Origin of the sequence: Clostridium sp. (assembly GCF_036660475.1) — a bacterium.
Taxonomy (GTDB): domain Bacteria; phylum Bacillota; class Clostridia; order Clostridiales; family Clostridiaceae; genus Clostridium_J.
Genome location: NZ_JAVXAO010000007.1, coordinates 128942 through 143528, shown reverse-complemented (window position 1 = coordinate 143528; position 14587 = coordinate 128942). Strand labels below are relative to the sequence as shown.

Below are 14587 nucleotides of genomic sequence, written 5' to 3'. Positions count from 1 at the left end.
AATTCCCCATCCCCTTATTCTTTTTTTACATAACGTTTATTTTAGACGGTAACGTAAAGTAAAACTTTACCCCCCTAGAAGTATTCTCTACTCCACACTTACCTTGATGTAAATCTACTATGTTTTTTACAATAGATAATCCAAGTCCAGTTCCACCATCTCGCCTATTCCTTGACCTATCTATTTTATAAAACTTCACCCATATTTTATCTAATTCCTCATCCTTAATATGCTCACCTGTATTCTCAAAAGTCACCTTCGTCTCACTATAATTGTTATATACCTCCACACGTATACTTCCATTATTATTTGTGTGCCTTATAGAATTTGTGAGAAAATTAGTTATCACTTGTTCTATTTTAAATACATCGCCTTGAACCATACTATGATCAAGCCTCATAGTTATATTTATACCCTTATTATCGATACTGTGATGCAACTTCTTTATAACATTCTTTAATAAATCATCAATATAAAATAATTCTTCATGAATGACTATCTTTCCACCTTCTAATAAAGATAGCTGCAACATATCTTTAACTAAATTATTCATTTTATTTGCCTCTTCTATAATTACATCTAGAGATGATTCTATATTATCTTCAAGGAATATTCCATCTTTTATACCCTCTGTATATCCTTTGATTAAAGTAATTGGAGTTTTTAACTCATGAGATACATCTGCAATAAATCCCTTCCTCATATTTTCTATTTCTCGTTCTTTATCAATATCACTTTGGAGGTTTCTATTAATCTCTTTCAAAGAATTTAATGAGGTTTCTAAATTTTCCCCTAAAAAGTTTAATGTATCACCTAGACTTCCAATTTCATCTTCACATGTAACCTGACATCTCTCACTAAAATCTAAATTACTCATCTTTGCAGCAACCATATTTAGCTGCCTTAATGGCTTTGTAATTATCTTTGAATACATAAGCGATAATATGACTATCACTCCAATTGCTCCGATGTAAAAATACTTATAGAATATACCTATGACTCCCATAGCTTCCTTTACATGTTGTAATGACGTAAATCCTATAATTATATTATTTTGATCCATAATTGCAGATGCTAAATATTTAGTACCTGTATCTTGCATTATAAAGGAAATAGTTACTTGCTCTGATAACATTACTCTAGCTAACAACTTTGAATCTGACCTTATGGTTTTAATTATATAGTTGAAAATCTCATTATTTTTACTATCTATAGCTTCTGAATTAGTCTTAAAAGTTATCATTAAATTATTTTGTGTATTTAAAACCCCTATTGAAGTGTTGTAGTTACTCTCAAATCCCTTTATGCTCTCTATTATCGCACTTTCACTTTTTGCAGTATTCAGCGTATCCTTAAACTTAATTACGTTATTTTTTATATCTGTTTCCTTTTTATCATCATATATTTTTTCAAATAACACCCTTTGACTTATAAGTGTTATAGTTAAAAATGTAATAAATACTATAGTAGTTACAAAGAACATCTTCATAGTTATATTCTTTTTTATTGTTTCCTTCATGTTTTCAAATACACTTTTTATGGTGTTAAGTAAATCTTCAAAATGACGCATATTAAACCTCCATCTTATATCCAAATCCTCGAACCGTTACTATAATTTTATTCATATGCTTTAATTTTTCTCTTAATCTTTTTATACTTGTATCTACAACTCTTATGTCTCCCTCAAATTCATAACCCCAGATACTAGTAAGAATTTGCTCCCTTGTAAGTACTATATTTTTATTTTTAAGTAAGTATATAAGTAAGGAAAACTCGGTTGGTGAAAGGTTAATATCCTCCCCTTCAACACTAATTTTATGAGCCTCTTCATCAATATAAAGATCACCTACATGCTCTCCTGCAAAATCATTTATTTTTTCGCCATATATCCTTTTTGCCAGAGCCTTAATCTTTGCAACTAATACCTTAGGGCTAAAGGGCTTATTCTCATAATTATCTGCTCCAAAACCTAAAGCTAGAAGCTTATCTTCCTCTTCATCCTTGGCGCTAAGCATAATTACTGGTGTTGACCATTTATTTCTTATAATTCTTAAGGTCTCAAAACCATTCATAATAGGCATCATTATATCTAGAATAACTATATGTATATCCTCTGTTTCCATGGATTTTATAGCCTCTTCGCCATTGCTCGCATGAAATATACCAAACCCATCCTTCTTTAAATATGCTTGTAATAAATTTCTAATGTTCTCCTCATCATCAACTAATAATATATTTATATTATTCATAGTATTAATTCCCCACTTCTAATTTTGTATTTCTAATTATATCCTATATTGTGAAAAGATTTATATTTTAAATCTAATTATATCCTTAAAGTATTTAGGCATCAATCACTTACACTTTCACTATCCAAATTCACCCCCTCTAAAATATATTACTATTACAAATAAAAACACCCAATGGAGTAAACTTTTTAATGCTCACTTCATTGGGTACATTTTAATAATCCACTATAGATTTTTTATTGGTTAAATTTCATCTTACAACAAGTATCTTCAATATGATCAATTCTTTTTCCCAATTGTGGATGTGAATCATTAGTAATAACCATTTTTCTTCTATCACTTACGTTCATATCATTTATTTTATTTAAAGCCTGAATTAAATCTGTTTTATCACATCCATTTTTTAATGCATAATCGTCTGCTATATGTTCTGTCTTTTTCATATAGATATTAAGTAAAAAAACAGTAATTATTCCTACAATAGTGATAAAATAATTTATTTTACTATTTCCATAACTCATCATATGAAGTCCATAAGCTGTAATTGCAGTTGAGATGTATCTCCATAAAAACAACTTTACTCCGTGCTTATTTTTTAAATGTCCCACTTCATGCATTATAACAGCATATAATTCCATTTTGTTAAGCTTAATTTGAACATCTCTTTCTATAAAGATTTTTCGTGAAAATAAACCTACAGCTGCCACATTATTATTACCCATTAACTTCTTATCTACAGTATATATTTCACAATCAATATCCAATTCTATTTCATTAACTTTACTTTCCTTCAAACTTGCAGTTTTAATTAGATTTGAATTGTTTGCCAAATTAACACACATAGCTGCTAAAGATAACGCTATAAGCTTTGCCAAATAATACTTTACATTAAAAATAGTAATATAAATTAACACTATTATTATTATATAAAATATAATACCGCCTAGTTTAGTTTTGTATTTAATTCTCATTCTCCCCCCCATTAAAAGTACTACTTACTATAATCCTTTATTACCTTTTCAATGATTCAATATAATAGTAACAATATATAATTTCTATTTTTTACCTTTGCATGTGAAATACAACTCAAACTTATCACCTAGTATACTTACAATCTCTCTATATCTCAACGCAATTTTTCTATTAGTTTTTATAGTTGGTTGTACTAATAAAATCCCTATAAATACTGATACTGAATAAATTAAATCATTTGCCCCGAAAACTTCAAATGCAGATAATAAACATATAACAAAGCCTATGCTTCCATAAATTCCATCTCTTATAGAAATCATTGTTGCTTTTTTTCCCAAATAAAATAAAGTAAAGTACATTTTCTATAATTTTCATATATAAACCATAAAAAAGTACAAATTGAAGAAAAAATGGCTATTAGTTTAGCCGGTTCACCTGCGCCATTATGAGTAGTCAAGGGTACTGACAGTGATATCGCACAAAATATAATTAGTATATTAGCCCTAAAGTAGATGCCTTTCCTATATTTTTTATATTTTGTTTTTCTTTTTCTGAAATTTTTTCCTTACTTTTATCATTCTTTTCAAAGCTACTATAGACTTTTGTTTTATTGTACATTTTGAACTCTAATGCTACGTTTATAAGTAGTAAACTAGATAATATAGCCTGTTGAATTATATATTCTCTAGACATAAATCCAAACTTAAATTCTTGAAAAACAATAATACATGATATTGCTCTTACAATCCAATCGGCTAAAGCCTCTTTTTTAAACACTTTAAATTCTTCTCTATTATCTGTAGCCATTATAAATCTCGAAACAGTAAGAATTAAATATGGCGTCAATGACCATACTCCTAAAATTACCATTGTGCTATCAATAATTTTATTTGAATATGTATAGGAAAATAAAAAATTACTAACATAACTAATCAGATTTATTATTATAACTTTTTTAATAGAGTTTTTCATATATTCAACTCCCTTACTTAATGTATTAATCTTATCTATTTTTTAAATTTATCTCAATCTTCATATATTGTCATATACTTCTATATTATTGCTAGTTTTTCATATAGTCCTTTATAACTTTATATATCTAACATTTTATAACTTCATCCCTTATTTCTTTTTTTTTGTGCAAATAATTCACATTTTTTATTTTTCTTGAATTGTTTTATATATACTTTTACATTCTTAACTATTTTTAAATGTAATTCAAATATGTTACAATTATAATTATAGTAATTGTTTATTTTATTACATCTATATTAATAAAATAAACTTGTATTAACCATTAAATATATTTTTTATAAACTTAGAAAAGGGTGATTATTTGAAAAAGAATATAGGTTTGAAAATCAAAACTTTTCGTAAGGGTGCACAACTAACTCAAAATGATTTAAGTTGTGATTTTCTTGATAGGACAACTTTGAGCAAAATTGAAAATGGATATATTTTCCCTTCAATTCCCCAGCTTATGCACATCTCTAAAATGGTAAATATACCCATAAATGCTTTACTATTATACGAACAGTCTTTAAATAACGTATTTATATCAAATACAAGTTTGAAATTAAAAGATTTATATAATAATAAAAAATATCATGAAATTATCGATATTTTTACCCCTTATGACTTTATTACTACCTATTACATAGGTTTAAGTTATTATAAATTAGATTTGAGCCAAGAAAGTAAAGCCCTTTTATTAAAGTGCGAAAATTTTTTTCATCTTCTAAATGAAGACCTAAAACCTTTATACTGTGAAAACTTGGCTATTGCTATAGTGACCCTTAGACGACTGATTGTTAACTCATTCCAATCAGATGAAAACTTGGATTTACTAAAAAAAGCATTAAATTATTTAGAACTCTATAACCTAAATAACATAAATTCATATTATGCTATTGTTAATAATATAGGTGTTTATTATCTTTATACCTCTAAACATAGTGAAGCTATTAACTTTTATGAAAATTTTCTAAAAACTAACATTGACAACTTACCTATTAGTGTGCTTAAAACTATTCATGTTAATTTGAATATAGCTTACTTTTGTATTAAAAATTATAATAAAGCCATTGAACATATAAATAATGCCATATTCTTTAACAGCTATCTTGGAGATACCCTTGAATATGCCGAATGTCACATAAACCTATTTAATGCATATCTATATAAAAATGAAATAGAAAAAGCTTCTAGTGTAATTTCCACTATTTCAGATAAATTAAAAAGTATTGATATTATCAATACTTTTAAAATCTGCGAATTAGTACTTCTTTATAACATAAATAAACATGATGAAATTTTAGTTAAAAACGCATTAATAAATTATGGAATTCTAAAAGAATCTTATAAAATTGATTACAATTTTATAATGGCTAATGTTTATTCTAAGAAAAATAGCTATAATCTTGCTAAAATCCATTATAATAAATGCATAGATTTTTTAGTTGAAAATAAAAGATATCTAGATGTGTGTATTGCATATAACAATTTATATGTAATAAGTAAAAATGAAAATTTTAAAATTAAATATCTTGAGTATAAAAAATTATACGATAATGATGAATATAACCATATTTCTATTAATATAACTTCACCTAGTTACTTCTTATACAATACCCAATAATAATTAATTTCATTAAACTTAAACTGCTCTTTACTTTTTGGAGCTAGTCTATGTTTAAATGATTGCTAAAATTAAACTTTAGTACTATGTGTTATAATACCATTTGCAACATTCTTGAACTTACTTAGGCTAATGGATGATTAAAATCTATAACCACTACAATATGAGTCATTACAGTTCAATTTTAATCATCCCATAGCCATTAATAAATCAAGTTTCTGAAACTATTTACCGAAAATAATATGAACTTTTTATTGATTTTAATTTAAAACATATTTCCTTAATACAATCCATTTAATCCATAGGATATTTAATTTCTGGTACATCCACTGCTCCCTTATATGGACAGTGAGGTATAAAGTATGCATAACTTACCTTTGAATCTGTGCCTATTTCAGTTGAACTTCTTAGTTCAGCTATCTTTGTTACTCCAACATATAGGTCGGATATCTTATACCAAGTTGCATAGTCTACTTGGCCTGTTTGTGGTAATTTAAATACCTTCTGAAATACTTTTACTTGCTCTGTCGTTGCTGGATTATATATTCCATCTACCGCTACCTTTGGTATTAATGGATAGTTTTGAGCTATTCTATTTAAAAATGTCTGTACAGTTTTAACCGGTTCTCCACTAGTACCTTCTTTTAGGGTATATCCTGGGTATGATTCAGGACTTCCAACTACATTTTTTGCTGTTTCAAATACAATATCATTACCATAGAAGTTAGTCAATATTTCATATGGCACATATCCTTGTTCTCCTAAATCTTTGCTTCCCCATTGAGTAAGCCATCCTGGGCATTTAACATTTCTTCCATCGCAATACTGTGCAAACAACGGTTGTTTCGCTCCAGCTCTTTTAATATAAGTTGAGAAAATCTCATCAACTATTAAACTTATGTTTTCATATATATTCCTTCCATAAGAAAAAGCTTGATCATAAGCTGTTGAATTAGTTATATCAAATTTATACCCTTTACCTCTGTACCACTCAGTATATATTCTATTTAATGTAAATGAAATTATACAGTATATATTAGCTCTTATAGTTGTTTCTGGCCATGTAGCATAAATTTCGCCACTAGCTACATTTTTTATATAATCTTTATATGGCACTGTATAATTAGGTGCTCCAGTATTAGTAGGTACACCTGCATGAACTGTTATAAACTCTGGAACAACTGGTTCTGGCAGCACTACAAATCCAGTTGGTGGTGGAGGTAATGGTTTCTCCTCATCTTCAGGTATTTTAGGTGGAAAATCTCCGAATTGCACATTTGGTGGTATGGCTATTATTCTTTTTTCCTCCCCACCTTCTTCATTCTCTCTATTAACATTTAATGGAATCAAGTTACATATCTGAAGCGCTGTTTGGTAAGGCAATATCTGACATCCCTTTACAAGTACATCCCTAAACCCTTCTGCCACAACCTTCACATCATAAAGACTATATGGAATTAATTTATTATTTGGATCAATAGATCTATCCACTGGTGGTGTTTGCAACTCTATTATCTTTGTTTGTCCGTCGGCATCTGTAGTAAGCATTCCCATTTGTTCTCTTGTGTCTCCATCCACTCTAGTTATTGTAACTGCCGCATTAGTTATTGGTATAGCAGTATTAACTTTATACAATTGAACTTGCAATTTACCTATATCTGGCATAATATGCTCCTCATAATAATACTTCAATTATATATTATGATTATAATCGTAAAAAAGTTACACCTAGCTACTTAAATAATGAAATTTATTAAAGTTATTCACACTATCCAGCTTATACTATTTCATCTCTACTACTGCACCTCATCATTCCAAATATTGATTGCATTTACTAAGCATAAAGCTCCGTAGCCCCAACTATTATTAGGATATTCCACATCTATCCGATTTCGCCTAGCACCCTTTAATAGAAAATACTTTAATCTATCACCATATAAATATGGATCTTTTCCATTTACAATTCCAAACTCCATTAAAAGTCCACTTGCCCCCGCTACTTGCGGAGTTGACATAGATGTTCCTGATTTAGGAGTAAAGCCTCCTGTTTGTGTGCTTGAGTATATCTTCTCTCCCGGTGCTACTATCTCCGGTTTCACTGGACTCAACATAGCGTTCCCTCTTCCTGAAAATGAAGATATATTTGAATTTATATAGTTATAACTTCCTACAGTTATAACGGATGCTACAGTCCCTGGTATTCCTACAGTATTGTTTACAGTTGGACTTAAGAACCTAGTTGCAGTATTTAAACCTTCCGCAATAGGCAGCCACATATCATATCCGCCTATATACCTAGTGCTAGTTACCATATTCATAGTCCATATACCATTGCTTATAGGATTATCACCCACTCCAGAAAGAACTATTATGGTCTCTCCATCAATATCAAACGGTGTTGGTCCACTATAATATACAAAATACTGACTACCACCAAGTTTGCCACTATTTATAGATCTTGTTAGCCTCATAGGCCCACTTGATGAACCATTTGGAGACACAATAGTTAATGTGATATCTTTTAGAAAGCTTTTATACAGGTTAATTATAATTGCCCTTTCTTCCTTCCCAATATTTAGTTGTATACTTTGATTTTCTTTTAATTGTCCGCCTATATGATGTGCCGTATTACCTTCATTCCCTGCTGCTATAACAATAGTAACCCTTTGAACTGTAGAAACCGCATTAATATACCGCTCTAGTAAACTTCCCCCATTATGTGCTCCATCATTGGTACTAAAACTTATGTTTATTACTAGAGGCTTATTCACCTCATATGATTTATCAACTAAGAATTTTATTCCTCTCATTAACTGAGTACTCTTTCCTGATACCCCCCCTGCTTCTCTTGTCATCTTTACCATTGCTATAGAACTTTTAGGTGCTACTCCATAATTTATTCTCGGTATTCTCCCACCTGCACATGCTATTCCAGCTACATGTGTACCATGACCTAGCCTATCCTCATGGTCAACCACAGAATATGGGTCAGGACTTTTCAAGGCTTCATTTATTTGCTCTTTAGTATATACTATTCCACCTTTATCTAAATCATATATAAAATCTATCCTGGTATCACCATTTTCCTCTCTAAACGCAAGATTCCTATAATCTATTCCGGAGTCAATAAATCCTATAAGCACACCTTCCCCATATAAACTGTAATTAGAATTTACTTCTGTTATACAAGATGCTCTATTGCTAGGTTCAAATGTTAAGAATAAATTTTTAGGGAGTTCTATAAAATTAATCTGCCTCACACTAGATAATTGAGGAATAAGCGATCCATTTATTGTTATAATCCCAAATCCATATCCTAAATCATCAAAAGTTCCTCCAATATCCTCAATACTCAGCTTTAAGGTTGCTGCATCACCACCATAAAGTACAACTAATTCAACTTTATTTGATAATATATCTTCATAGCTATAACTCCCAATAACCTTCTGCCGTATATCATTTGGTATATTAATTAGAAAATCTAATAACCCTTCACTCTTCTCCAAACCTATCACCTCAAAATATTTATATATTCATAATATGAATATAGTATAAAAAGGGTTATAGTCAGATAAAATAATATTATCTGACTATAACCCTTCTGTTTTATAATTCAATTTCAAGTCTATTAAGCTTTGCAATAACCTTGATATCCTTAGGATGAGCAGTTTCTGTTTTTACCATATTTTTATTACTTATTATTAAAATCTTATTACTATCTAATCTCTTTAACTGACGAAGCACTCTCTCCCCATTTACATCAATTAAAAATATTTTATTACTCTCTATCTCTGATGTTAAATTAGCCAGAGCTAAATCACCCTCACATATTCTAAATCCTAGTAAATCGTCATTCTTAATTTTAATATATAAAACCTTATCTTGTGAAAATCCTTCTACTTTGTTAGATATAACCGGTAATTCTTTTTTCCCTATTGGTTTATTTAAATCATAATTATAAATTCCTACAGATTTTAAAACTGAACCAAAAGCATCATTCCATACTTCATTTATAGTTTCCTTTACTTTATTAGCTTTAGCCCTAGGAGCTTCATTATCATTTTGTTTTCTTTCTTCATATGCTATATTATCAAATAATGTAGTCATTTCCGATAAATCTCCGCCAAGCACCTTGCCTACTCTCTCTATAAACTTCTCTTCCACAACTTTTCTTCCAGTTTCTACTTCATTTATATAACTTTCGGAAACCCCAAGTTTTTTTGCCAATTGTTTTTGAGTCATTCCTTTAACAGTTCTACTCTGTTTAATTCTTTCTCCAACACTACTCATGATTGTACTCCTCCTTACCTATCCCCTTATTTGGATACATAGAAATCCTCTATAAATAGAGGATTTCTATTTGAGCATATTAGAAACTAGGTATTATTTAATATACCTTATTTGTTATAAAAAGCTCTTTCTTTTACTAGATGGTCTACTAATTCATTAAGAGACATCTTTATTGAATTAGGCGTAGTTGAGGCAAGTATCGGCTTTGCGCCTAAAACTTCTCTAACCTTTTTTACTGATTGTTGAAGATACACCCCTAAAAAGCCATTGAATATAATAACCTTTTCCTTTGGAAGTGCTATGCTACTGCCTTCTACTTTTTCTTCTTGTAGGATATGCTGCAATGTGTAATTCCCCATATCTTCTGATATTATCAGGCATGATCTTTTACACACATCCTTAAACCTTAGATTAAGCTTCTCTATTTCTTCATCATCAAGACCATAAGCTATAATTAATCTTTCCTTAAGTATATCCATATTCAAACTCCTTACTTAAACTCTTTCAGGCTCACCGTAGTTAACTCCGAAAGTCTCTATTGTAACAGATTCGATTACTTGATCTTCATAAGGTCTATCTCTTCTATCTGTCTTAGTTTTAACTATTTCATCTGCAACTTCTTCACCTTCGATTAATTTACCAAATCCTGCATAGCTTCCATCTAAGTGAGGAGAATTTGCAACCATAATAAAGAATTGAGAACCAGCTGAATCTGGATGCTGCGCTCTAGCCATAGATAAAACACCTTTAGTATGTTTTAAATCATTCTTAAATCCGTTACCACTGAACTCACCCTTTATTGAATATCCTGGTCCACCCATTCCTGATTTTTCTGGGCATCCACCTTGAATCATAAATCCAGGTATTACTCTATGAAATATAAGTCCATCGTAATATCCCTTGTATGCTAAGTCTAAAAAGTTTTTCACACTATTTGGTGCTATCTCTGGATATAATTCAGCTTTCATTATTTTTCCGTTTTCCATTTTAAAAGTTACTATTGGATTCATATATCTTCCTCTTTTCTTTTTATTTTATTATCTATATGATGTCTATACACCTTAATTACCTCTTAGTAATTATTATGTGTTGACTCTAGATTCTATACTTTATTAAATTTCTATTACTTACTTTCTTCAAGTAATTTATAGGATAAATCTATTAATCGTCTTTCTTCTTTAGAGTTCAAGACCTTAACACTACCTATATTACCACTATCATTTAATAAATTTTCATTTTCTAGCATTCTTTTCAATTGCTTAACGGTTCCTAGGCTTCCATCTATAATAGTAACCTTGTCATTTATGACCTTAACTAATGACTCTTTTATAAATGGATAATGTGTACACCCAAGAACTACTGCTGATATATTTTCCTTTGGAATATCTTTGAACTTATTTTCAAGGTAATCCTCGACAATATATCCACTTGTATTTCCACCCTCTATGATTTCAACCAACCCATCACAAGGCATTGGAATTATCTTTGCAGTTTTGCTATATTTTTCTCTTAATGCACTAAATTTATTCTCCGCTAATGTCATTGGCGTTGCCATTATTACTATAGTTCCAGCTCCACATGACTCTACTGCGGGCTTTAATGCTGGTTCTATGCCTATTATTGGTATAGAGCTATACTTTTCCCTTAATGCATCAATTGCAATGCTCGTGGCAGTATTGCAAGCGACAACTATAGCCTTAACCTTCATTTCTATAAGTTTATCTATTACATTGAAGGATAACCCTCTAACTTCCTCAGGAGTCTTTGTACCGTACGGAGCATTTTTAGAGTCTCCAAAATATATATAATTTTCCCTTGGCAAAACTTTTACAGCTTCTCTTAGAACACTTATACCACCAACACCTGAATCGAAAAATCCTATACTAAAATGATTCCTGTCCATCTTTAATAACACCACTTTACATACTTTTTTTAGAGTTTTACTAGAAATCTCTATAATTATAATACTACAGCTAAAAACTTATTAAAAGTAGTAGACATGCATTATATAAAAATAACAGTATAAATTATTTATACTGTTATTTTTAGAAATTTAAAATTAAAGATTTAAAATGCAAAATTTATATTGATATTTTTTCCATTTTACTTTAATTTTATATTTTAAAATTAATTCTTTAACCTAATAACTCTTTAATTTTTTCTTTGATATACTCAATCATCTCTATATCATGTATTTTTGCAGTACCATCTATAAGATCTATCTTAATTCTAAAGAAATTTACAACTAATTTATTCCCACTTATTAGATACTCATCGGAATGTAGTGGTGAGAAAATCACTTCTACTTCCTCATAGTTATGTTTGTTTTCCACATTTTTAAATTCACTAATAAGCGAATCTATGTTTAAAGTTTTAAGTGGTGCCGCCATAGCTCTAGTAAATTCTAAATCTTCCATCATCCACATATTATTATTCCAAAATTTCTTCTCTTTCTTAGTTCCATCAAAAGGCTCTCTATTTTTAATAGCACTTAAAGCCCTTCTTACTGATTCACCATTAAACTCATCATCATATGCCACCGTTAATCCTGGCATCTTTGCCACATCATAAAAGAAAGATTCTGCTATATTATCCTTTTCAGCAGCTGCCTGCCAGTAATAAAGCATAGCTTCAACGGTTTCTAAATTCAACTTTATTCTACTTAACATAAAACATATTCCCCCTATCATTAATTTAACCATATTTCACTATATCATTATACACTATATTATTTGATAATTCTAACACCTTTAACGAATAGCCTTTATTAATCCCACTGCTTTCCCAATAATATATGCATTATCCTCCGTAATTTCTATTGGAGAGTACTTATTATTTTCAGGCATTAAAACTGCTTTCTTTCCCCTTAACCACAGTCTTTTAAGCGTAGCTTCCCCGTCAATACTAACTGCCACTATTTCATTATGATTTGCCATAGTTTGTTTATTTATTACTACATAATCACCATCTTCAATATCCACATTAATCATACTATCACCTTTTATTTTTAATATAAAAGGTTGCTGAACTCCTTTTAACCAATAAATAGGAAGATTAAAAACACCTTCTATTTCATCATTAATTGAGATAGGTTGTCCTGCAGCAATCTCATTATATACTGGGACCTTATTTATTTCCTTATTACTTATAATTTCACTAGTTGTATCTGGATTTAAAATTACTTCCTCATAACTACTTGTATCTATTGCGAATTTATGGGATACATTGTGCTTGAAATCTACATACTTATAATTTTCAATATACTCGCTATTTTTATTAATCTCTACTCCATCACCCATTGTAATCCCCTTGTCATCGCTTTTATGACACTCTAATGTTTCAATTTTATTTTCCATATACACTATCTCTTCACCTTTGCTAACCTCTTGTATTTTATCTATATTTTCAACTTCATTAGTTTTTATTATTTTCTTATTATTTACACCTGAACTTTTTCTATTAGCTGAAACATTGCAATTTATACTTCTATATTTATTATCATCAAAATAACTAATATCTTTATTTCGTTTGAAATAATCCCTCCAAGGGCTTTCTACACTGCCATTATTAGTATCCTTAACTAGTATAAGATTACTATATGTAAGTTCCCCTAAAAGGCTTCTTATGAAAGTTAGTTCTTTAATTGTTAGCTTTTCAACATTATCTATTATTATATGGGCATATCTTAAATCTAAATTTTTCTTATCAGTATTATAAACGATATTAAACTTATCTATATAGTCAATTAACCCGCTCTTATTCATATATTCGCAGTACCATATATATAATTTATAAATTGATTCCCTAGCCTTAGAGTTTCTTCTTATTGTTCTTCCTCTATTTTTTCTATTTATCTGCTGATATTCATTAATAGAAGCTATATTCATTTCCTTTATATATAAAATCTCATCAAATAAGAAATTTATATTTTGAGATACAATAATCTTATTCATCTTTTCTTCTAAGCGTCTAACCTTATTTATTCCATCTAGTATTATTTCTCTTATTACATCAGCCTCACAGAATCTTTTACTAATCCCACCATGGTTACTTATACTTTGAAAGTATTTATCGATAAGTTTATTCTTTGAATACACTTCAATTTCGTTATTGTTTAACAAAGAAAAAAACGTATTATCTCTTGCACTTTTATTCTTTATTTTCTCTAATGTATCACCAATCTCCTCATCAGATATAATTAATATATTCTCATTTTCTCTAATACAATAATTATCTTTTAAAAATATAGCTCTTGATAAAGCAGCCTTAGTTTTACCTAACCCTTCATTTCCTGATACAATAAAAAACCTTTGATTTTTTCCTCTATTCAATTTATCTAATATATCTGTATGATTCATATTTACACCCCCGTTTCACAACACTACATTTGCCCTCTTTGTAATTTAGATTATATCATAAATTTATTAACTTATCTTCA

Annotated in this window: 14 protein-coding genes; 1 reads left to right on the top strand and 13 read right to left on the bottom strand. The window is 29.3% G+C overall.

What is annotated here, in order from left to right; genetic code table 11:
• Positions 1-25 precede the first annotated feature (25 nt).
• The 5 genes from RSA29_RS11215 to RSA29_RS11195 all read right to left on the bottom strand — a co-directional run bounded on the left by RSA29_RS11215 (position 26) and on the right by RSA29_RS11195 (position 4193).
• Complete coding sequence (locus RSA29_RS11215; RefSeq protein WP_346942897.1) at positions 26-1570, bottom strand: HAMP domain-containing sensor histidine kinase; 1545 nt, start codon at positions 1568-1570, stop codon at positions 26-28.
• A 1-nt stretch (position 1571) separates the two neighbouring features.
• A complete protein-coding gene (locus tag RSA29_RS11210) occupies positions 1572-2249 on the bottom strand; it encodes a response regulator transcription factor (RefSeq protein WP_346942898.1) in 678 nt (225 codons plus the stop codon).
• Positions 2250-2485: 236 nt separating this feature from the next.
• On the bottom strand, positions 2486-3220 hold the full coding sequence (locus RSA29_RS11205; protein ID WP_346942899.1) for a M48 family metalloprotease: 735 nt from the start codon (positions 3218-3220) through the stop codon (positions 2486-2488).
• Between the two features lie 84 nt (positions 3221-3304).
• On the bottom strand, positions 3305-3559 hold the full coding sequence (locus RSA29_RS11200) for a hypothetical protein (RefSeq protein ID WP_346942900.1): 255 nt from the start codon (positions 3557-3559) through the stop codon (positions 3305-3307).
• A 151-nt stretch (positions 3560-3710) separates the two neighbouring features.
• Positions 3711-4193 (bottom strand): hypothetical protein, encoded by a 483-nt coding sequence (locus RSA29_RS11195; protein WP_346942901.1) that lies wholly within the window; start codon positions 4191-4193, stop codon positions 3711-3713.
• Between the two features lie 364 nt (positions 4194-4557).
• Here RSA29_RS11195 and RSA29_RS11190 point away from each other — a divergent pair, with 364 nt between their 5' ends.
• On the top strand, positions 4558-5859 hold the full coding sequence (locus tag RSA29_RS11190; protein WP_346942902.1) for a helix-turn-helix transcriptional regulator: 1302 nt from the start codon (positions 4558-4560) through the stop codon (positions 5857-5859).
• 294 nt (positions 5860-6153) lie between these two features.
• Here the strand turns inward: RSA29_RS11190 and RSA29_RS11185 are convergent, their stop codons facing one another.
• The 8 genes from RSA29_RS11185 to lexA all read right to left on the bottom strand — a co-directional run bounded on the left by RSA29_RS11185 (position 6154) and on the right by lexA (position 14507).
• The gene (locus RSA29_RS11185; protein WP_346942903.1) at positions 6154-7524 is read right to left on the bottom strand and encodes a peptidoglycan-binding domain-containing protein; all 1371 of its coding nucleotides are present in this window, start codon (positions 7522-7524) and stop codon (positions 6154-6156) included.
• Between the two features lie 131 nt (positions 7525-7655).
• Complete coding sequence (locus RSA29_RS11180; RefSeq protein WP_346942904.1) at positions 7656-9365, bottom strand: S8 family peptidase; 1710 nt, start codon at positions 9363-9365, stop codon at positions 7656-7658.
• A 100-nt stretch (positions 9366-9465) separates the two neighbouring features.
• Positions 9466-10149 carry a helix-turn-helix domain-containing protein gene (locus RSA29_RS11175; protein WP_346933774.1) on the bottom strand — a complete coding sequence of 228 codons (684 nt, stop codon included), beginning with the start codon at positions 10147-10149 and terminating at the stop codon, positions 9466-9468.
• 107 nt (positions 10150-10256) lie between these two features.
• The gene (locus RSA29_RS11170; RefSeq protein ID WP_346942905.1) at positions 10257-10628 is read right to left on the bottom strand and encodes a DUF3783 domain-containing protein; all 372 of its coding nucleotides are present in this window, start codon (positions 10626-10628) and stop codon (positions 10257-10259) included.
• A 15-nt stretch (positions 10629-10643) separates the two neighbouring features.
• The gene (locus tag RSA29_RS11165) at positions 10644-11159 is read right to left on the bottom strand and encodes a peptidylprolyl isomerase (RefSeq protein WP_346942906.1); all 516 of its coding nucleotides are present in this window, start codon (positions 11157-11159) and stop codon (positions 10644-10646) included.
• 113 nt (positions 11160-11272) lie between these two features.
• The gene (gene murI, locus RSA29_RS11160) at positions 11273-12052 is read right to left on the bottom strand and encodes a glutamate racemase (RefSeq protein WP_346942907.1); all 780 of its coding nucleotides are present in this window, start codon (positions 12050-12052) and stop codon (positions 11273-11275) included.
• Between the two features lie 232 nt (positions 12053-12284).
• Positions 12285-12818, bottom strand: a complete 534-nt coding sequence (locus RSA29_RS11155) for a hypothetical protein (protein ID WP_346942908.1) — start codon at positions 12816-12818, stop codon at positions 12285-12287.
• Positions 12819-12899: 81 nt separating this feature from the next.
• The gene (lexA, locus tag RSA29_RS11150) at positions 12900-14507 is read right to left on the bottom strand and encodes a transcriptional repressor LexA (protein WP_346942909.1); all 1608 of its coding nucleotides are present in this window, start codon (positions 14505-14507) and stop codon (positions 12900-12902) included.
• Between the last annotated feature and the right edge of the window lie 80 nt (positions 14508-14587).

Coding starts and splice junctions, on each gene's coding strand:
- RSA29_RS11215 (WP_346942897.1), bottom strand. CDS start 1,570: ATGCGTCATTTTGAAGATTTACTTAACACCATAAAAAGTGTATTTGAA.
- RSA29_RS11210 (WP_346942898.1), bottom strand. CDS start 2,249: ATGAATAATATAAATATATTATTAGTTGATGATGAGGAGAACATTAGA.
- RSA29_RS11205 (WP_346942899.1), bottom strand. CDS start 3,220: ATGAGAATTAAATACAAAACTAAACTAGGCGGTATTATATTTTATATA.
- RSA29_RS11195 (WP_346942901.1), bottom strand. CDS start 4,193: ATGAAAAACTCTATTAAAAAAGTTATAATAATAAATCTGATTAGTTAT.
- RSA29_RS11185 (WP_346942903.1), bottom strand. CDS start 7,524: ATGCCAGATATAGGTAAATTGCAAGTTCAATTGTATAAAGTTAATACT.
- RSA29_RS11175 (WP_346933774.1), bottom strand. CDS start 10,149: ATGAGTAGTGTTGGAGAAAGAATTAAACAGAGTAGAACTGTTAAAGGA.
- RSA29_RS11170 (WP_346942905.1), bottom strand. CDS start 10,628: ATGGATATACTTAAGGAAAGATTAATTATAGCTTATGGTCTTGATGAT.
- RSA29_RS11165 (WP_346942906.1), bottom strand. CDS start 11,159: ATGAATCCAATAGTAACTTTTAAAATGGAAAACGGAAAAATAATGAAA.
- murI (WP_346942907.1), bottom strand. CDS start 12,052: ATGGACAGGAATCATTTTAGTATAGGATTTTTCGATTCAGGTGTTGGT.
- RSA29_RS11155 (WP_346942908.1), bottom strand. CDS start 12,818: ATGTTAAGTAGAATAAAGTTGAATTTAGAAACCGTTGAAGCTATGCTT.
- lexA (WP_346942909.1), bottom strand. CDS start 14,507: ATGAATCATACAGATATATTAGATAAATTGAATAGAGGAAAAAATCAA.